At 71.6% G+C, this 16,791-nt stretch carries 18 protein-coding genes; 12 read left to right on the top strand and 6 right to left on the bottom strand.

All coding sequences use genetic code 11. The features are described 5' to 3' along the window. The 3 genes from KAK06_RS12880 to KAK06_RS12890 all read right to left on the bottom strand — a co-directional run bounded on the left by KAK06_RS12880 (position 1) and on the right by KAK06_RS12890 (position 3,386). A complete protein-coding gene (locus KAK06_RS12880) occupies positions 1 to 2,001 on the bottom strand; it encodes a TonB-dependent receptor (RefSeq protein ID WP_210802516.1) in 2,001 nt (666 codons plus the stop codon). Between the two features lie 105 nt (positions 2,002 to 2,106). Beyond that, complete coding sequence (locus KAK06_RS12885) at positions 2,107 to 2,451, bottom strand: hypothetical protein (protein ID WP_210802517.1); 345 nt, start codon at positions 2,449 to 2,451, stop codon at positions 2,107 to 2,109. 47 nt (positions 2,452 to 2,498) lie between these two features. Continuing rightward, a complete protein-coding gene (locus KAK06_RS12890) occupies positions 2,499 to 3,386 on the bottom strand; it encodes a 23S rRNA (adenine(2030)-N(6))-methyltransferase RlmJ (protein ID WP_210802518.1) in 888 nt (295 codons plus the stop codon). 62 nt (positions 3,387 to 3,448) lie between these two features. Here KAK06_RS12890 and KAK06_RS12895 point away from each other — a divergent pair, with 62 nt between their 5' ends. Further along, the gene (locus KAK06_RS12895) at positions 3,449 to 4,549 is read left to right on the top strand and encodes an alkene reductase (protein WP_210802519.1); all 1,101 of its coding nucleotides are present in this window, start codon (positions 3,449 to 3,451) and stop codon (positions 4,547 to 4,549) included. Here the strand turns inward: KAK06_RS12895 and KAK06_RS12900 are convergent, their stop codons facing one another. Both KAK06_RS12900 and KAK06_RS12905 read right to left on the bottom strand, forming a co-directional pair. After that, positions 4,550 to 5,740: a choice-of-anchor X domain-containing protein gene (locus tag KAK06_RS12900; RefSeq protein WP_210802520.1), complete on the bottom strand. Its 1,191-nt coding sequence runs from the start codon at positions 5,738 to 5,740 to the stop codon at positions 4,550 to 4,552. Then, the gene (locus KAK06_RS12905; protein WP_247652834.1) at positions 5,737 to 6,624 is read right to left on the bottom strand and encodes a hypothetical protein; all 888 of its coding nucleotides are present in this window, start codon (positions 6,622 to 6,624) and stop codon (positions 5,737 to 5,739) included. The genes KAK06_RS12900 and KAK06_RS12905 overlap by 4 nt, the downstream gene beginning before the upstream one ends. A gap of 108 nt (positions 6,625 to 6,732) precedes the next feature. Here KAK06_RS12905 and KAK06_RS12910 point away from each other — a divergent pair, with 108 nt between their 5' ends. The 11 genes from KAK06_RS12910 to KAK06_RS12960 all read left to right on the top strand — a co-directional run bounded on the left by KAK06_RS12910 (position 6,733) and on the right by KAK06_RS12960 (position 16,385). After that, entirely contained in the window at positions 6,733 to 7,437 is a 705-nt protein-coding gene (locus KAK06_RS12910) for a phosphatase PAP2 family protein (RefSeq protein ID WP_210802521.1), read from the top strand. Continuing rightward, on the top strand, positions 7,434 to 8,396 hold the full coding sequence (gene gshB / locus KAK06_RS12915; protein ID WP_210802522.1) for a glutathione synthase: 963 nt from the start codon (positions 7,434 to 7,436) through the stop codon (positions 8,394 to 8,396). The genes KAK06_RS12910 and gshB overlap by 4 nt, the downstream gene beginning before the upstream one ends. After that, positions 8,381 to 8,743 (top strand): methylglyoxal synthase, encoded by a 363-nt coding sequence (locus tag KAK06_RS12920; RefSeq protein WP_210802523.1) that lies wholly within the window; start codon positions 8,381 to 8,383, stop codon positions 8,741 to 8,743. Before gshB ends, KAK06_RS12920 begins: the two co-directional genes overlap by 16 nt. Before the next feature lie 97 nt (positions 8,744 to 8,840). Next, a complete protein-coding gene (locus KAK06_RS12925) occupies positions 8,841 to 9,089 on the top strand; it encodes a hypothetical protein (protein ID WP_210802524.1) in 249 nt (82 codons plus the stop codon). Positions 9,090 to 9,097: 8 nt separating this feature from the next. Beyond that, positions 9,098 to 9,889, top strand: a complete 792-nt coding sequence (locus KAK06_RS12930) for an MbnB/TglH/ChrH family RiPP precursor modification enzyme (RefSeq protein ID WP_210802525.1) — start codon at positions 9,098 to 9,100, stop codon at positions 9,887 to 9,889. Further along, positions 9,865 to 10,134 carry an HvfC/BufC family peptide modification chaperone gene (locus KAK06_RS12935; protein ID WP_210802526.1) on the top strand — a complete coding sequence of 90 codons (270 nt, stop codon included), beginning with the start codon at positions 9,865 to 9,867 and terminating at the stop codon, positions 10,132 to 10,134. The genes KAK06_RS12930 and KAK06_RS12935 overlap by 25 nt, the downstream gene beginning before the upstream one ends. A gap of 19 nt (positions 10,135 to 10,153) precedes the next feature. Further along, a complete protein-coding gene (locus tag KAK06_RS12940; RefSeq protein ID WP_210802527.1) occupies positions 10,154 to 10,354 on the top strand; it encodes a hypothetical protein in 201 nt (66 codons plus the stop codon). A gap of 119 nt (positions 10,355 to 10,473) precedes the next feature. Continuing rightward, positions 10,474 to 10,713 carry a hypothetical protein gene (locus KAK06_RS12945; RefSeq protein ID WP_210802528.1) on the top strand — a complete coding sequence of 80 codons (240 nt, stop codon included), beginning with the start codon at positions 10,474 to 10,476 and terminating at the stop codon, positions 10,711 to 10,713. Positions 10,714 to 10,721: 8 nt separating this feature from the next. Further along, positions 10,722 to 11,210 (top strand): DoxX family membrane protein, encoded by a 489-nt coding sequence (locus KAK06_RS12950; protein ID WP_210802529.1) that lies wholly within the window; start codon positions 10,722 to 10,724, stop codon positions 11,208 to 11,210. 92 nt (positions 11,211 to 11,302) lie between these two features. Beyond that, positions 11,303 to 14,464, top strand: a complete 3,162-nt coding sequence (locus KAK06_RS12955) for a Kelch repeat-containing protein (protein WP_210802530.1) — start codon at positions 11,303 to 11,305, stop codon at positions 14,462 to 14,464. 31 nt (positions 14,465 to 14,495) lie between these two features. Continuing rightward, the gene (locus KAK06_RS12960) at positions 14,496 to 16,385 is read left to right on the top strand and encodes an ATP-binding cassette domain-containing protein (RefSeq protein WP_210802531.1); all 1,890 of its coding nucleotides are present in this window, start codon (positions 14,496 to 14,498) and stop codon (positions 16,383 to 16,385) included. On the opposite strand, the gene KAK06_RS12965 is transcribed toward KAK06_RS12960, so the two are convergent. Beyond that, positions 16,386 to 16,772 (bottom strand): TraR/DksA family transcriptional regulator, encoded by a 387-nt coding sequence (locus KAK06_RS12965; protein ID WP_210802532.1) that lies wholly within the window; start codon positions 16,770 to 16,772, stop codon positions 16,386 to 16,388. Positions 16,773 to 16,791: the final 19 nt, after the last annotated feature.

The raw sequence follows: 16,791 nt of genomic DNA on the forward strand, positions 1-16,791 counted from the left end.
TCAGAACCGGCTGAGCAGCGACAGCGCCAGCGAGCGCCCAGCGCCCGGCGCATGCAGGCTTTGCGTGCCGTCGAACCAGACGTACTCGGTGTAGCGGTCCGCCAGGTTCTTCAGCTCGGCCGACAGCGTCCAGTGCGGCGCCACCTGCCAGGTCGCCGCCAGGTTCAGCAGCGTGTAGGCGCCAAAGCGGCCGGCGCTGTTGGCGCGGTTGAGCTCATAGCTGCCCTGGCCCTGCAGCCAGGCCGACAGCTGCAGCGACTCGGTGGCCTGCCAGTCGGCGCCGGCGCTGTAGAGCCAGCGCGGCACATGGTCCAGCTCGTTGCCGGCCACCGCGCCCGAGCTGCTGTCGGGCGTGACGATGATGGCCTGCTGGCGCGACACGCCCAGCCAGCCGTCCACCCGCGATGCCAGCGCGCCGCGCAGCTGCAGGTCGATACCGCGGCGCCGTGTGGCGCCGATGTTCTCGCTGTCGTTGCTGGGGTCGTTGAGCTTGCGCATCACCTCGTTGGTGGCGGTCTGCTGCCACAGCGCCAGACGGCCGTTCACGGCGGGCAGGCTGAACTTCCAGCCGGCCTCCCAGCCGCTGTTGATCGACGGCGCCAGGTCGTCGACGCGGCTGATCTTGAACATCGCCGCGCCCACGCCGACCTGGAAGCTGCGGCCCCAGTTGGCGTACAGGCTGTGGCCCGGCAGCGGCGTCCACACCGCGCTGAGCTTGGGCTGGCTGATCGTGCCGTAGTCGTTGATCTCGTAGGTCTTGCCGCTGAGCTGATTGGTGAAGCCGCCGCTGAGCCGGTCCACGCGCAGCGCCGGCACCAGGCGCAGCGTGGGTGTGGGCTCGATCAGCGCCTGCGCGTACAGGCCGCGGGTGCGCTGGGTCCAGGCCTGGTCGCGGGTGGTGGACTGGCGCGCGCGTGAGGTGGTCAGGTAGCGCAGGCTGGCGTCGTCCTGCAGCTCGATGTCACCACCGGCTTCCAGCTGCAGCCGGTGCAGGCCGCTGACGGCGGGCGACCAGCGCAGGCTGGCGCGCAGGCCGTGGTGGGTTTCCAGGGTGTTGCGCTCCTGCTGCGAGACCGCGGCCGAGAAGGTCACGAAGCGGGCGTCGTCGAACTCGTTGCGCCAGGCCAGCAGTTGCCAGTCCAGGTTGGTGGCCGGCTGCCCGTCGGCGCGCAGCGAGAACTGGCGCAGCGTGCGCGTGCCGCCATCGGTGGCCACGTGGGCGGGCGACTGTTCCGGGTCCTGCCGCGACTGCGCCAGGGTCAGGTAGCCGGGTTCCTGGGCGTCGGCCTCGTGCTGGCGCGCGGTGACGCCCACGCGCCAGTCGCGGCCCTCGGGCTGGTAGAACAGCTGGCCCGCCACCACCTGGCGCTGGCTGGCCGAGTGCTCGCGCTGGCCTTCGCCGTCGCGCCAGCCGACGAACAGGCTGCTGCGCCAGTCGCCGCTGTCGCGGCCCCAGGCGATCTGCACATCGCGCTGGCCCAGCGTGTCCACGCCGATGCGGTGGCTGAGGTAGTTGCCGCCGCGGGTGTCGATCTCGACATGGCCGGCGATCTGGTGCTGGCCGAAGCGCGGGTCATTGGTGCCGCGCACGGTGGTCAGGCGGCCGATCTCCAGCGGCCAGACCGCGTCGATCCAGGGCATGTTGCCGTCGTTGCTGTTGGACGGGATGCCGTCGATCAGCAGCTTGACGGCGTTGACCTCGCCCTCGCCGTTGAAGCCGCGCATCGACAGCTTGCCCGAGGTGGTGCCCTGGTTGAACTCGGTGAGCTGGATGCCGGGCACGCGGCGCATCAGCGCCCAGGTTTCCAGCACGCTGGCGTCCTGCAGGCGGTCGCCGCCGACCACGTCGACCGAGCTGAGGACGCCGCGCGGCCCGTCGCGCTGGCCGCTGACGTCGATGCGGCCGAGTTCAAAGACCGTGTCGGCGGCCTGGGTGGCGGGGCTGAGGCTGGCCAGCGCCAGGGCCAGGGCCAGCGGGGTGAGCAGGTGTCGGGGTGTCATGGGGGTGGGTGTCTGGTGGAGGCGCGCATGCGCAGCCGCGTGGCCGAAGGGCGGCACGCGGGTGGGTGTCGAAGGGGGGAGGCCGGCGGTATGGCCGGCGGTCGCTCAGGCGAGCGGCGGGGCGCGGGCGCGCGCCGCTGTGCGGCGGGCCGGCACAGGCGCCGCCACGATCGGCGGCTGGGGCTCGGCGGCGCCAGCAGCGTTCACCGTCTGCCAGCGCGGATCGACGAAGGGCGTCGGGGCCCAGGACGGGACCAGGCAGGCCGGGCAGTGGCCGGCGTTCGGGGGCTGCTCGGTCCCGGGCGGGACCGGGTTGCCGGCATGGCAGACCGCGGCGAAGAAGGGATCGGCGGGCGCCGCCAGCACCGGCCCCCAGCCCACCCGCAGCAGGCCCACCAGCAGCGCCAGCCACAGCAGGCGCAGGATGATCGGGCGGTGGGCGGTGCTCATGGCGGCGCGGATTCTAGGCAGCGCGCCGCCGCCGAGACTGATACTTGTCAGCCCGGCAATTCCTCGATCAGGTAGCTGGCGCCGTCGTACTGCGCCAGTTGCTCGGTCAGCCAGGGCATCAGCTCAGCCAGCTGCTGGTGCAGCGTGTAGGGCGGGTTCAGGATGAACACGCCGCTGCCGGCCAGGCCAAAGCCCTGCTGGTCGGGCTGGGCCACGGTCAGGCGCACATGCAGCCAGCCTTTGGGGGCTACGCCGGTCAGGCGCTTGGGCAGCTGCACCGCCTCGACGCGGCTGACCTGCGGGTACCAGACCATGTAGACGCCCTCGGCAAAGCGCTGCACGGCCTCGCGCAGGCTGGCCACGACGCGGCTGTAGTCGCCCACGGTCTCGTAGCTGGGGTCGATCAGCACCACGGCGCGGCGCGGCGTGGGCGGCAGCTCCTTCTTCAGTGCCGCAAAGCCGTCTTCCTGCATCACCCGGCTGCGCTTCTCGCCACCGAAGTGGGCGGCCAGCGTGCGGGCGTCGGCCGGGTGCAGCTCATACAGATGCAGCTTGTCGAAGGGGGTGAGCAGCAGGCTGGCCAGGCTGGGCGAGCCGGGGTAGAGCGCCAGCGGCGGCGTCATGCCCTTTTCCAGCGCGGGCAGGCGGCCGTCCTCGGCGGGCGGCAGGTTGAAGCGCTGCACCAGCTGCACATAGTCGGCCACCAGCGGCGGCAGGTCGGCGCGGCTCCACAGGCGGCCGATGCCTTCGCGGTACTCGGTCTTCTTCTGCGCCACGGCGCCCTTGAGCTGGTAGCCGCCGGCGCCGGCATGGGTGTCGATGTAGCGAAAGGGCTTGTCCTTGCCCACCATGTAGCGCAGCACCTGGACCAGCACCAGGTGCTTGAGCACGTCGGCGTGGTTGCCGGCGTGGAAGGCGTGGCGGTAGGCGAGCATGGCGGGGGACTTTCAACAGGGGTCAACACGACACTGTAGCCGCCCGGCTAAGCTCGCGGCCCATGGAATCCCTCTTCACCCCCCTGCAGGTCGGCGACATCGCGCTGGCCAACCGCGTCGTCATGGCGCCGCTCACCCGCAACCGGGCCACTGGTCAGGTGCCCACCGCGCTGATGGCCGAGTACTACCGACAGCGCGCCAACCCCGCCACCGGCGCCGGCCTGATCATCACCGAGGCCACGCCGATCGCGCCGATGGCGCATGGCTACCTGGACACCCCGGGCCTGCACACGGCCGAGCAGGTGGCGGCCTGGCAGGCCGTGACCGCGGCGGTGCACGCCGAGGGCGGGCGCATCGTCACCCAGCTGTGGCATGTGGGCCGGATCTCGCACACCTCGCTGCTGCCGGGCGGCGCGGCGCCGCAGTCGTCCACCGCGCGGGCGGCCAAGAGCAAAACCTACATCGCCGGCGGCTTCGCGCCGGTGTCCGAGCCGCGCGCGCTGACCACTGATGAACTGCCCGGCATCATTGAGCAGTACCGCCAGGCGGCGCTCAACGCGATGGAAGCGGGTTTCGACGGGGTCGAGATCCACGCCGCCAACGGCTATCTGCTCGAGCAGTTCCTGAAGGACTCGGCCAATGACCGCAGCGATGCCTACGGCGGCTCGATCATCAACCGCTGCCGCCTGACGCTGGAGGTGGCGCGCGCCATCACCGGCGCCATCGGCGGCGGCCGCACCGGCATCCGCCTCTCGCCCATCACGCCGGCCAACGACATCGGCCAGGACAGCGACCCGCAGGCCCTCTACACCCACCTGGTGGCGCAGCTGGCACCGCTGGGCCTGGCCTATATCCACGTGGTGGAAGGCGCCACCGGCGGCCCGCGCGACCTGAGCGAGCAGGGTGTGCCGCCGTTTGACTACGCCGCGTTGAAGGCGCTGTTCCCGGGCCGCTGGATGGTCAACAACGGCTACACCCGCGCGATGGCGCTGGCCGCCACCGCCAGCGGCGCGGCCGACCTGGTGGCCTTTGGCAAGGGCTTCATCGCCAACCCCGACCTGGGTCGGCGCCTGCGCGAGGACGCGCCCTGGAATGCGCTGGACATGATGACGCTGTACGGCGGCGGCGCGGCCGGCTACACCGACTACCCGGTGCTGCCCTGATCACGGCCCGGCCAGCTCGCGCCGGGCCCGGTCCACATCGCGCTGCAGCTCGTCCAGGTAGCGCTGGCGCTCTTCGCTCTGCCATTCGGCCTCGGAAAAGCGACTCAGTGGATAAACGCGGCTGGTGTGCACCACGCCGGCCAGGCGCGGCAGCATCGCGCGGTCGGGGTGGCGGTCGGGGTGCAGCAGGAAGCCTTCCACGTCACGCAGCCGCAGCGGCATGGCCGGCTGGCCGTCGCGCAGCAGCTTGCCAAAGGCCACCAGCCGCGCCTGCTGCGCGCCGCTGCCCAGTTCCTCGTTGAACTGCAGCAGCGCAAAGGGCTGGCCTTGCGCATCGTCCAGGCGGGCGCTGATCAGGTAGCGGCCCGGCTGCGCCACCTGCAGGCCCAACGCAAAGACCAGCGAGCCGTCCTGCACCGCCTCGCGCACGCCGGCCCACTGCGCCGGCACCTGCGGCTCGTAGACCAGCTCGAAGGCGAACTCGCCGCGCCGGCCGTCCTGGCTCAGCTCGAGCAGCAGGCGCAGCGTGCCGGCGTAGTCGGCAAAGCCCATCGCGGCGGGCGCGGCGCGGGCGCTCCAGACGCCGTCGCCGGCCTGCGCATCGGCGCCCTGGCCGTCGTCGGCAAAGGGCAGGGCCACCGGCGAGCGGCCGCTGGCGGCGCGCGGGTCGGGGGCGTCGAACAGCACCGAGCGGGTGATCAGCAGCGGCAGGCGCCGTCCCTGCTCGTCCACCGCGGCGATGCTGAAGGCCACCGTCTCCTGGCCGCTGACGAAGACCCGCTCCTGCGTGGTCTGCAGCCGCACGCCGGCCACCGGCGCGCTGCCGCGCAGGCGCAGCGGGTAGTCGGCGCTGATCGGTGCGAAGGGCTGCACCTGGTCGGGGTGCTCGGTGATCGGCCGGGCCTCGGGCGGGTAGCGGGTGGCGGCGCGGTAGCTGGCCAGCGCGCGCTCGGCGCGCTGCAGCTGCTCGTGCGCCAGGGCTGGGCCGTCGTCGCGCTGCGCGGGGGCCCAGCCACTGAAGGCCGCGCTGGCCGGCGCGGTGGGGGCCGGTCTGTCGGAGCGGGCCGACGAGGCCACTGAGGGCGCGGCCTCCAGCGCTGCGGTCGATGGCGGCGCCTGGTCGCTGCCTTGCCACCACCACAGCGCTGCCAGCAGCCCTGCCGCCAGCAGTGCCCAGCCGATGGGCCTCACTTGGCGTTGTTCACCATGTCGGCGCGCATCGTGGTGATCGCGCCGCCCCAGTTGCCGTTGGGTCCGTGGTCGTACTTTTCCTTGTCATCGCGGAAGCGCACCGAATGGAAACTCCATTTGGTGCTGCCACCCTGGTTGGCGGCGGTGCCCAGGGTCAGGTCGTCGCAGAACCAGTCGCTGGGGTTGCACAGCGACCGGCCGGACGACCCCGCCGTGCCGCCGGCCGAGTGGTAGGCCACCGCGCCATCGTCCTGGCCCGGCAGCAGGCCCGAATAGAAGGCGCCGCCCGCGCCGGTGAACAGGTAGAACCACAGGCCGCGGGTGCTGTTGTGGTTGTACAGCGCGCGGGCGGTGCTGGTGCGCAGGTCGGACACCAGCGGCTCGCTCACCGCCCACTCGCCCAGGTCGGCCAGCTCGCTGCCGCCTGCGGCGCCGGCCGCCACGTCGACGAACTTGATGTTCCAGCCAGTTTGCGTGCTGCCGTCGGTGTTGCCGCAGACGCCGCTGCCGTCCGGCGCCGCGTTCTTCTTCAGGCGCGCGCTGCCGCCGTACATCGCCAGCGCGTAGCCGATCTGCAGATTGCCGGCGCTGTGGGCGGCGATGTAGCACCAGTTGGGGCCGGTGCAGTAGCAGTCCAGCGCGTTGCGTACATGCTGGTTCTGGTCGGCGATGTGGCTGGTGCCGTCCCAGTTGACCGAGCGCTTGTTGACGCCGCCGGCGGTGCTGGCCGGTCCCCAGTAGGTAAAGTCCAGGTGGTTGCCGACCTGGCCGCCGCCGCCACGGCCGTTGACCCACAGCGAGTAGTTGGTGGCCAGTGCCGCGGCACCGGCCAGCAGGATCAGCGCCGCCACCGCGCCGCGCCAGGTGTTCTTGCTCAGGCCCATCATGCGCTCCCCCGGCGCCTGCCCGACGCCGCCGAGGCGACTGTGCGCCGCCGCGTCGCAGCGGTCCATGCGGGGATACCCCAGGGCCGCGCTGCGACAATCGTCGCCATGCCCCGTGACACCGTCCGCCCCCTGTGGCAGCAGGACCTGCTGGTCGCTGTACTGGCCCTGCTCGCCCTGATCGCCTGGGACGCCAGCGGCGCCGACCTGTGGGCGGTGCGCCAGGTCGGCAGCGCCGAGGGCTTTGCCTGGCGCGAACACTGGCTGACCAGCAGCGTGCTGCACCAGGGCGGCCGGGCGGCCGGCTGGCTGGTCTTTGCGGTGCTGCTGGTGGGGATCTGGAAGCCCCTGCCCTTCGCCCGGCCGCTGCCGCGTGCAGCGCGGGTGTGGTGGGTGGGCGCCACGCTGGCGTGTGTGGCGCTGATCCCGCTGCTCAAGGCGCGCAGCCTCAGCAGCTGCCCCTGGGACCTGGCCGAGTTCGGCGGCAGCGCGCAGTACGTGTCGCACTGGCTGCGTGGCGTGGCCGATGGCGGGTCGGGGCGCTGCTTTCCGTCGGGCCATGCGTCGGCGGCCTTTGCGTTCGTGAGCGGCTGGTTCGCGCTGCGGGTGCATGCGCCGCGCGCCGCGCGCTGCTGGCTGCTGGGCGTGTTGCTGGCCGGCTTGGTCTTTGGTGGCGCGCAGATGCTGCGCGGCGCCCACTACCCCAGCCACACCGCCTGGACCGGCTGGATCTGCTGGGTGCTGTGCGCCGGACTCAGCCAATTCATCCCGGCGCTGCGCGCGCGGCCAAACGGCGGCACACTGGCGGCATGAAGCTGCTCTTTGTTGCCGACCCGCTCGCCACCTTCAAGACCCACAAGGACTCGACCTTCGCGATGATGCGCGAGGCCGCCCGCCGCGGCCACGAGCTGCTCGCCTGCGAGTCCGCCCAGCTGCACTGGCGCCAGGGTGGCCGCGTCTCGGCGCGGCTGCTGCGCCTGACGCTGACCGGCCGCAGCGGCTATGGCGTGGACGACTGGTACACCGCCGAGGCCCTGGGCGAGACCGCGCTGGCCGATGTGGATGCAGTGGTGATGCGCAAGGACCCGCCCTTTGACAGCGAGTACTTCTACGCCACCCACCTGCTGGGCCGCGCCGAGGCCGAGGGCGCGCGCGTCTTCAACAGCCCGCGCGCGCTGCGCGACCACCCCGAGAAGCTGGCCATCCTTGAGTTCCCCCAGTTCATCGCGCCCACCCTGGTCACGCGCAGCGCCGACGACGTGCGCGCCTTCCACGCCGAGCAGCGCGACATCATCCTCAAGCCGCTGGACGGCATGGGCGGCATGGGCATCTTCCGCGTGCGCGACGACGGCCTGAACCTGGGCGCCATCCTGGAAAGCCTGAACCGCGACGGCGCCGAGACCATCATGGTCCAGCGCTACCTGCCCGAGATCGCCGACGGCGACAAGCGCATCCTGGTGATCGACGGCCAGCCCGTGCCCTTCTGCCTGGCCCGCATTCCGCAGGGCGGCGAGGTGCGCGGCAACCTGGCCGCCGGCGGCAAGGGCGTGGCCCGCCCGATCAGCGCCCGCGACCGCGAGATCGCCGAGGCCATCGGCCCGGTGCTGGCCGCGCGCGGCCTGCTGCTGGTGGGCCTGGATGTGATTGGCAGTTGCCTCACCGAGATCAACGTCACCAGCCCCACCTGCTTCCAGGAGATCACCGACCAGACCGGGCATGACGTGGCCGCCCAGTTCATCACCGCGCTGGAGGCTGCATGCGCATCGCACTGATCGCCCATGACCGCATGAAGGACCGCATGGTGGCGCTGGCGCGCGAGTTCGCGCCGATGCTGCGCCAGCACCAGCTGATGGGCACCGGCACCACCGGCGGCCGGCTGGTGGACGAGGTCGGCCTGGACGTGGAGCGCCTGCTTAGCGGCCCGCTGGGCGGTGACCTGCAGATCGGCGCGCGCCTGTCGGTGGGCGAGGTCGACGCGGTGGTCTTCCTGCGCGACCCGATGACGCCGCAGCCCCACGAGCCCGACATCAACGCGCTGGTGCGGGCCTGTGATGTGCACGATGTGCCCTGCGCTACCAACATCAGCAGCGCGCGGCTGCTGCTGCGCGCGTTGGGCTAAATTTTTTTTGCCGGCCTGAAAGGTTTGGCGGTCCTGGTTCGACTGACTCCATGTGCGAGATGACTTGCACATCGTCAACCCAACCCAAGGAACCACCATGAACCTCCGCCACGCCGCCCTGCTCGCCGCCGCCCTGATCGCCCAGTCCGCCGCCCATGCCGCGCCGCCCAAGGACAGCGCCTGCGGTGCCGGCTCCTGCGGCAAGAAGACCGCCACCGCCCCGAAGAACGCCGCGTCCGGCGCCACCGATGCCGGCTGCAGCAAGAAGGACGGCGGCTGCTCCAAGAAGGCCGGCGGCAAGGAGAGCGGCTGCTCCAAGAAGGATGGCGGCTGCTCGAAGAAGTGAGCGCGGCGATGAACACGTCTGCTGTGGGCATCGGTTACCGGCGCGAGATGGCCGAGTGGGATCTGTCGGCGCTGCCCGCCGACTTCCACGAGGTCGTCCCCGAGAACTGGCTGCGCCGCGACCGCGCCCCGCTGCACGCGATGCGTGCACTGGGCCGGCCGGTGTGGCTGCACGGGGTCACGCTGAACCTGGGCGGCACCGCGCCGCTGAACGTGGCGATGCTGCGCGAGGTGGCTGCGCTGATGGATGAGCTGGGTGCCACCTGGTACTCGGACCACCTGGCCGCCAGCGGTGATGCCCACCAGCTGCACGACCTGTTCCCGCTGCCGCACACGCAGACTGAGCTGATCCGCGTGGCCGACCGCATCCGCCAGGCGCAGGACATCCTGGGCCGGCGCATGGCGATCGAGAACCCCACCTGGTACGCCAACATCGGCGACATCCCCGAGCCCGATTTCCTGGCCGGTGTGGCCGATCGGGCCGACTGCGCGGTGCTGCTGGACCTCAACAACATCGAGGTCAACCGCAAGAACCACGGCAGCCCGCCGCTGGACGCCTTCATGGCCCGGCTGTCGCCCGATCGCATCGCCTACCTGCATGTGGCCGGCCATGAATGGGACGAGCGCTTCGGCCTGCATGTGGACACCCATGCGCGCTCGGCATCTGATGAGGTGCGTGCCCAGGCGCGTGCGCTGTCGGCCGCGCACGGCTGGCCGGTGCTGCTGGAATGGGACCACGACCTGCCGGAGCCCGCGGGCCTGGCCGAGGAGCTCGCATGTCTGCGTTCTTCGACTATGTGAGAGGCCGCAGCGACGAGCTGCCCGCCGGCTACGACGAGCGCGGCATGCGCCTGTACCGCCACCTGGTGTGGCTGGGCGCCAGCCAGACCATCGAGGCCCACCATCCGGACCTGCGTGAACAGCTGGGCGAAGAGGCCTGGCGCGGGCTGATCGAGGCCTGGGTGCGCGACTCCACCTGGGACTCGCCCTTCGTCAACGACCTGGCCGAGGACTTTGCCGCCTTCCTCGCGCGGACCTCGGCCTGAGCCGCTGCGCCAGCTGGCCATGCATTGCCGCGACGCTTTCTTCCTGCTGCACAGCGGGCCGCACCACGAGGCCGGCTGGCCCCGGCGCCTGCAGGCGCACACCCACCGCTGGTGGTGTGTGCAATGCCGCCGCCTGGCCCGCGATGACGCACGCCTGGACCGTCTGCTGGCGCAGTGGCGCGCGCAGGCCTGGCGTGCCGATGACGCTGCGCCGCGCTGAGCACCACCGGCCGAAAAAAAGTGTCTCTCCGGCCTGTCAGGTTCTGACCGCTGGCCCGACCAAAGGACATGCACACGCTGTGCATGAGCACCCAACCCCAACCCACCAGGAACCTCACCATGAACCTCCGTCACGCCGCCCTGCTCGCCGCCGCCTTGATCGCCCAATCCACTGCCCACGCCGCGCCCGGCAAGGACAGCGCCTGCGGTGCCGGCTCCTGCGGCAAGAAGACCGCCACCGCGCCGAAGAACGCGGCGTCGGACGCCGCCTGCAGCAAGAAGGACGGCGGCTGCAGCAAGAAGGACGGTGGCAAGGAGTCGTCGTGCGCCAAGAAGGACGGCGGCTGCTCGAAGAAGTGAGGTCCGACATGAACGCACTCTCACTCCCCACCTGGGTCGTGCGCACGCACGGCTCGCTCACCCAGGCGATCGACGGCCTGGGCCTGCTGGCCCTGCGGCTGTGGCTGGCGCAAGAGTTCGGCCAGGCTGGCTGGACCAAGTTGAGCCATGGCCTGACGGCGCCCGAGTGGTTCGTCGGCCTGGCCTTTCCCGGCCCGCTGGGCTGGCTCTCGCCCGACATGAACTGGCTGATGGCCGGTGTGACTGAAGTGCTTGGCGCAGCCCTGCTGCTGCTGGGCTGGCCGGTGCGGCTGGCGGCGCTGGCGCTGCTCTTCGTCGATGTGATCGCCGTCTGGACCGTGCACTTCGACCTCGGCTGGGCCGGCTGGAACCAGATCGAGACCGACGCCGGCCAGGGCTTCAAGCTGCCGCTGATGATGGGCCTGATGCTGCTGGCGCTGCTGAGCCAGGGCAGCGGTCGCTGGGCCTGGCGCGGTCCCCTGCGGCCAGTGGCTTGACCGATCTCAAGACTTCATTCGTGGGGGATGGGTGAGATCCCCCAGCAGGCTCCGCTAGCGTGGGATCGTCCATGCTGTGGAGGGACCCACCGATGAAGAACACACCAATGCGCATGGGCCTCGCGGCCCTGCTGACCAGCCTGGCTGCCCAGGCCGGCGCATTCAGCCTGACCGACCGGATCGATTGCCAGCGCGCGGTCGAGCGCGTGTTGTGGCAGCACCGTGGCGACGCCGGCCAGCGCCTGGCCTTTGAGCAGGTGCTGCCCGAGCGGCTGATCCGCCGCCGCGCGGAGGATGTCGAGCGCCAGAGCAACGCGCTGGCCCAGTGGTGGCGCACGCCGATCACCAGCGCCCAGCTGCAGGCCGAGCTCGACCGCATGGCCGCTGGCTCCAAGGATCCAGCCATGCTGCGCGAGCTGTTCGCCGCGCTGGGCAACGACCCGCTGCGCGCCGCCGAATGCCTGGCCCGCCCGGCGCTGGCCGATCGCCTGTGGCGCGCCCAGTACGCGCGCGATGAACGCATTCATGGCGAGCGTCGCCGCCAGGTGCTGGCCGAGCACGCCAGCGGCCAGGCCACCACCGCCGAGCGCCAGTCCCATGTGCTGGTGCGCGACCGCGCCGCGCTGGCCGGTGCCGGTGCCGGCGCCCGGCTGCTGGCGCCCGAAGCCTTCGACCGCCAGGCCCGGCTGCTGCGCGCCGCCGCCACCACGCCGGCCGGCAGCCTGGCGCTGGGCCAGACCGTGCGCCTGCGCGAGGACAGCGACCGCTGGACTGCGGTGCGTGTGGACGCGGTTGACGGCCCGGTGCTGCGCAGCCGCGCCACCGTCTGGCGCAAGACGCCGATCGAGACCTGGTGGTCGCAGGCCCGCAAGGGCTTTGCCGCCACCCTGGCGCTGCCCGAGGCGCGCTACACCCTGCCGCAGGTGGCCACCGTCTGCCGCGATGACAGCTGGCAGCCCACCGCGTCGCTGCCCGATGGCCGCTACGAGCACACGGCGGTCTGGACCGGCAGCGAGATGATCGTCTGGGGCGGCATGGAGGCGGTGGGCAACTACCGCATCGACGGCGCCCGCTACCGTCCGGCCACGGACACTTGGCTGCCGATGGCCGATGCGCCGGTCACCCGCACCGCGATGAGCAGCGCCTGGACCGGCAGCGAGATGCTGGTCTGGGGTGGCCGCGCCGATGGCGTGGGCTCGCTCTACGACCCGGCCACCGACACCTGGCGCGCCACCAGCGCGGTCAACGCACCGCTGGAGGGCGCCTCCTGGGCCGCCTCGGTCTGGACCGGCAAGGAACTGATCGTCTGGGGCGGCATGGGCGGCATGACGGGCAACGCCGTCAACACCGGTGCCCGCTACAACCCGAAGACCGACACCTGGGTGCGCCTGCCCGCGTCGCCGCTGGCCGCGCGCGCCTTTGTGCCGGCGGCGTGGACCGGCCAGGAGATGGTGGTCTGGTCCGGCTACAACGTCAGCATCGGCCAGCTCTACGGCGATGGTGCGCGCTACAACCCCGGCACCAACCAGTGGACCCCGATGTCCACCGCCAACGCGCCGGACGCCAACTACTGGAACACGGCGGTCTGGAGTGGCAGCGAGGTGCTGGTCTGGGGTGGTGTGGTCGGCGGTACCGAGGTGCGTGCCTACAACCCGGCCAGCAACAGCTGGCGCATCGGCAGCGGCAGCGGCATGCCGCAGTGGCGCTACATGCACGGCGCGGTCTGGACCGGCAGCGAGATGCTGGTGCACGGCGGCTGGCCGTCGGCTGCGCCGGCCGGGCTGTACAACCCGGTCACCGACAGCTGGCGCACGGCCACCGGCATCGGCCATCAGCCGGGCACCCAGGCGGGCACGCTGGTCTGGACGGGCACCGAGGCGCTGGCCTGGGGCGGCATGGACGACCAGTTCGGCTTCCGCGCCGATGGCGGCCGCTACAACCCGTCGGCCGACAGCTGGCAGCCGATGACCACGAACAACGTGCCCACCGGCCGCGGCCTGCACTCGGCCGAGTGGACCGGCGCCGAGATGGTGATCTGGGGCGGCTACGACGGTGTCGGTGTCACCGATGCCGGTGCGCGCTACACGCCCGCCACCGACAGCTGGCAACCCACCAGCACCGTGGGCGCGGCCACCGCACGCAACAACGCCACCGCGGTGTGGACCGGCAACGAGATCATCTTCTGGGGCGCCGGCTCCAGCGCGCCCTTCACGCCTGACACCGGCGGCATCTACAACCCCGCCACCGACCAGTGGCGGCCGATGTCCAGCAAGAAGGGCCCGTGGGTCACTTACGGCCACACGGCGGTCTGGACCGGCAGCGAGATGATCACCTACGGCGGCATCAGCTCCAGCGAAGGGCCGTACATCTACGACCTGGCCAGCAACAGCTGGCGCCGTGGCACGCTGAACAAGGACCCCGGCCACCGCGACCACCATGGCGCGGTCTGGAGCGGCAGCGAGATGATCGTCTGGGGCGGCTCGATCGATGCCGGCGTCAGGCCCACCGGCGGCCGCTACAACCCCGCCACCAACACCTGGACGCCGCTGCCCGTCAGTGGCTCGCCCGATGCCCGCATGTGGCCGGTGGCGGTGTGGACCGGCAGCGAGGCCATCTTCTGGGGCGGCTATGACCAGCTCTTTGGCGTCGACTACAACGACGGCGCGCGCTTCTCGCCCACCACCGGCCAGTGGACCCGCACCAGCCAGAACGGCGCGCCCACGCCGCGCATCGCCCAGGGGGTGTACACCGGCAGCGAGATGATCGTCTGGGGCGGCACGCTCAACGGCAGCGGCGGCCGCTACGACCCGGCCACCAACAGCTGGCGCGCCACCACCCTGCTGCACGCGCCGGATGGCCGGCCGTCCGGCGGCCGCTGGAGCACGGTCTTCACCGGCGACCGCATGATCATCTGGGGCGGCTATCCGCCGGTGCGGCAAGGCGCGGCCTACTGCACCTCGGGCGCGCCCAACCAGGCGCCGCAGGCCGCGGCCGACCGCTACCGCGCCAAGCCTGGCAAGTCGCTGCTGGTGAGCACCGAGCGCAGCGTGCTGCGCAACGACAGCGACGCCAACGGTGACCGCCTGGGCGCGCGCCTGGTCAGCCCGCCCGCCGGGCAGCTGAGCTTCAACGCCAACGGCAGTTTCCGCTACACGCCGCCGCCGGGCTTCACCGGCACCGACCAGTTCGACTACGTGGCCAATGACGACCTGCTCGACAGCGCGCCGACGACGGTGAGAATCCAGGTGAAGTGAGCCCCGGGCCCCTGGCGGCGACAATGCCGCCATGGCCCTGCTCACCCTCACCAATGCCCACCTCGCCTTCGGCCATGTCGCGCTGCTCGACGGCGCCGACTTTTCCCTGGAAGCCGGCGAGCGCGTCGCGCTGATCGGCCGCAATGGCGCCGGCAAGTCCTCGCTGCTGAAGATCCTCGCCGGCCTGGAGCGGCCGGACGACGGCGAGCTGCAGGTCCAGGGCGAGCAGCGCCGCTTCTATGTGCCGCAGGAGCCGGCCTTCGCGCCTGGCGCCACGGTGTTTGAAGCGGTCAGCGAAGGCCTGGCCGAGGTGAAGGCGCTGCGCGCGCGCTTCGAGGCCCACGCCCCCGAGGACGATCTCGACGCGCTGCAGACCCGCCTGGAGGCGCTGGACGGCTGGACCTGGGAGCGCCGGGTGGATGAAACCCTGCAGCGCCTGCGCCTGGACGCCAGCGCGGTGGTCGACACCCTGTCGGGCGGCAACCGCAAGCGCGTCGCGCTGGCCCAGGCCCTGGTGGCCGCGCCCGACGTGCTGCTGCTCGATGAGCCCACCAACCACCTCGACCTGGACGCGATCCGCTGGCTGGGCGAGCTGCTGGTGGCCTTCCGCGGCGCGCTGCTGCTGATCACCCACGACCGCGCCTTTCTGGACGTGGTGGCCACCCGCATCCTTGAGCTGGACCGCGGCCAGCTGCGCAGCTACCCCGGCAACTACAGCGCCTTCCAGGGCCACAAGGCGCGCGAGCTGGCCAACGAGGCGCTGGCCAACGCCCGCTTCGACAAGCTGCTGGCGCAGGAAGAGGTGTGGATCCGCAAAGGCGTGGAGGCCCGCCGCACCCGGAGCGTGGCGCGCATCGCGCGGCTTGAGCAGATGCGCCACGAGCACGCCGCGCGCCGCAACGTGCAGGGCAATGTGCGGCTGGACATCGACCGCGGCGGCGCCAGCGGCAAGCTGGTGGCCGAGCTGGAGAACGTCAGCAAGGGCTTTGGCGGACCGCCGCTGGTGAAGGACTTCTCCACCATCGTGATGCGCGGCGACAAGATCGGCCTGGTCGGCCCCAACGGCGTGGGCAAGACCACGCTGCTGAAGATGATCCTGGGCCAGCTCGCCCCCGACAGCGGCAGCGTGCGCACCGGCACCAAGCTGGAGATCGCCTACTTCGACCAGATGCGCGAGGTGCTCAACCCCAACGCCACGCTGGCCGACACCATCAGCCCGGGCAGCGAGTGGATCGAGATCGGCAGCCAGCGCAAGCATGTGATGAGCTACCTGGGCGACTTCCTGTTCGCCCCGGCGCGCGCCAATTCGCCGGTCAGCAGCCTCTCGGGCGGCGAGCGCAACCGGCTGCTGCTGGCGCGCCTGTTCGCCCGGCCGGCCAATGTGCTGGTGATGGACGAGCCCACCAACGACCTCGACATCGAGACGCTGGAGCTGCTGGAGGAGTTGCTGGCCGACTACGACGGCACCGTCTTCCTGGTCAGCCACGACCGTGCCTTTGTCGACAACGTGGTGACCAGCCTGATCGCCTGGGAGGGCGACGAGCAGCCGGGCCTGTGGCGCGAGTACGAGGGCGGCATCGGCGACTGGCTGGTGCAGCGCGAACGCGGCCGCGCCGCGCGCCAGAAGGCGGCCGCCGCGCAAGCAGCGGCCGAGGCGCCGCCACCGGCACCGGCCGCTGCGGCACCGGCCAAGCCGCGCAGCAAGCTCAGCTACAAGGAGCAGCGTGAGCTGGACGAGCTGCCCGCGCGCATCACCGCGCTGGAGCAGGAGCAGGCCACGCTGGGCGCGTTGATCGGCGGCAGCGCGCTCTACACCGAGGGCGCGGCGCGCATCACCGAGGTGACCACGCGGCACGCGCAGATCGAGGACGAGCTGATGCAGCTGCTGGAGCGCTGGGAGGCGCTGGCCAAGCGCGGTTGATCAGAGGCGGTGGTGCGCCTGGTGCCCTTCGGCGGCGCTGGCGCAGCCCACGCAGCGCGTGGCCCAGGGCTCGGCCAGCAGGCGCTCGAAGCGGATGGCCTCGCCGCAGTCGGCGCAAAAGCCGTAATCGGGCTCGTGCACACGGCGCAGCGCGGCGCTGACCTGGCCCAGCTCGGCCAGCTCGCGGTCGGCGCGGGCCAGGGCCACCTCGCGGTCGGCGTCGCGCTCGCGGCTGTCGTGGGCATCCTCGGCACGCAACTCGGCCGCCATCTCGACGCGGCTGGCGCCCCCCTGGTGCTCGGCCAGCTGCGCATCCAGCGCGGCCTGGCGCTGCTTCAGCGCGGCTTCGAGGCGGATGCGTTGTTCGGCATTCAGCAGGGCAGTCATGTCGGTCTCCTTGTTGTCT

Source organism: Ideonella aquatica, from assembly GCF_018069755.1.
GTDB classification, from domain to species: domain Bacteria; phylum Pseudomonadota; class Gammaproteobacteria; order Burkholderiales; family Burkholderiaceae_C; genus Ideonella; species Ideonella aquatica.

Coding starts and splice junctions, on each gene's coding strand:
- KAK06_RS12885 (WP_210802517.1), bottom strand. CDS start 2,451: ATGAGCACCGCCCACCGCCCGATCATCCTGCGCCTGCTGTGGCTGGCG.
- KAK06_RS12925 (WP_210802524.1), top strand. CDS start 8,841: ATGAACCTCCGCCACGCCGCCCTGCTCGCCGCCGCCCTGATCGCCCAG.
- KAK06_RS12905 (WP_247652834.1), bottom strand. CDS start 6,624: ATGGGCCTGAGCAAGAACACCTGGCGCGGCGCGGTGGCGGCGCTGATC.
- KAK06_RS12945 (WP_210802528.1), top strand. CDS start 10,474: ATGAACCTCCGTCACGCCGCCCTGCTCGCCGCCGCCTTGATCGCCCAA.
- KAK06_RS12940 (WP_210802527.1), top strand. CDS start 10,154: ATGCATTGCCGCGACGCTTTCTTCCTGCTGCACAGCGGGCCGCACCAC.
- KAK06_RS12960 (WP_210802531.1), top strand. CDS start 14,496: ATGGCCCTGCTCACCCTCACCAATGCCCACCTCGCCTTCGGCCATGTC.
- KAK06_RS12890 (WP_210802518.1), bottom strand. CDS start 3,386: ATGCTCGCCTACCGCCACGCCTTCCACGCCGGCAACCACGCCGACGTG.
- KAK06_RS12935 (WP_210802526.1), top strand. CDS start 9,865: ATGTCTGCGTTCTTCGACTATGTGAGAGGCCGCAGCGACGAGCTGCCC.
- KAK06_RS12930 (WP_210802525.1), top strand. CDS start 9,098: ATGAACACGTCTGCTGTGGGCATCGGTTACCGGCGCGAGATGGCCGAG.
- KAK06_RS12880 (WP_210802516.1), bottom strand. CDS start 2,001: ATGACACCCCGACACCTGCTCACCCCGCTGGCCCTGGCCCTGGCGCTG.
- KAK06_RS12920 (WP_210802523.1), top strand. CDS start 8,381: ATGCGCATCGCACTGATCGCCCATGACCGCATGAAGGACCGCATGGTG.
- KAK06_RS12910 (WP_210802521.1), top strand. CDS start 6,733: ATGCCCCGTGACACCGTCCGCCCCCTGTGGCAGCAGGACCTGCTGGTC.
- KAK06_RS12965 (WP_210802532.1), bottom strand. CDS start 16,772: ATGACTGCCCTGCTGAATGCCGAACAACGCATCCGCCTCGAAGCCGCG.
- gshB (WP_210802522.1), top strand. CDS start 7,434: ATGAAGCTGCTCTTTGTTGCCGACCCGCTCGCCACCTTCAAGACCCAC.
- KAK06_RS12895 (WP_210802519.1), top strand. CDS start 3,449: ATGGAATCCCTCTTCACCCCCCTGCAGGTCGGCGACATCGCGCTGGCC.
- KAK06_RS12955 (WP_210802530.1), top strand. CDS start 11,303: ATGAAGAACACACCAATGCGCATGGGCCTCGCGGCCCTGCTGACCAGC.
- KAK06_RS12950 (WP_210802529.1), top strand. CDS start 10,722: ATGAACGCACTCTCACTCCCCACCTGGGTCGTGCGCACGCACGGCTCG.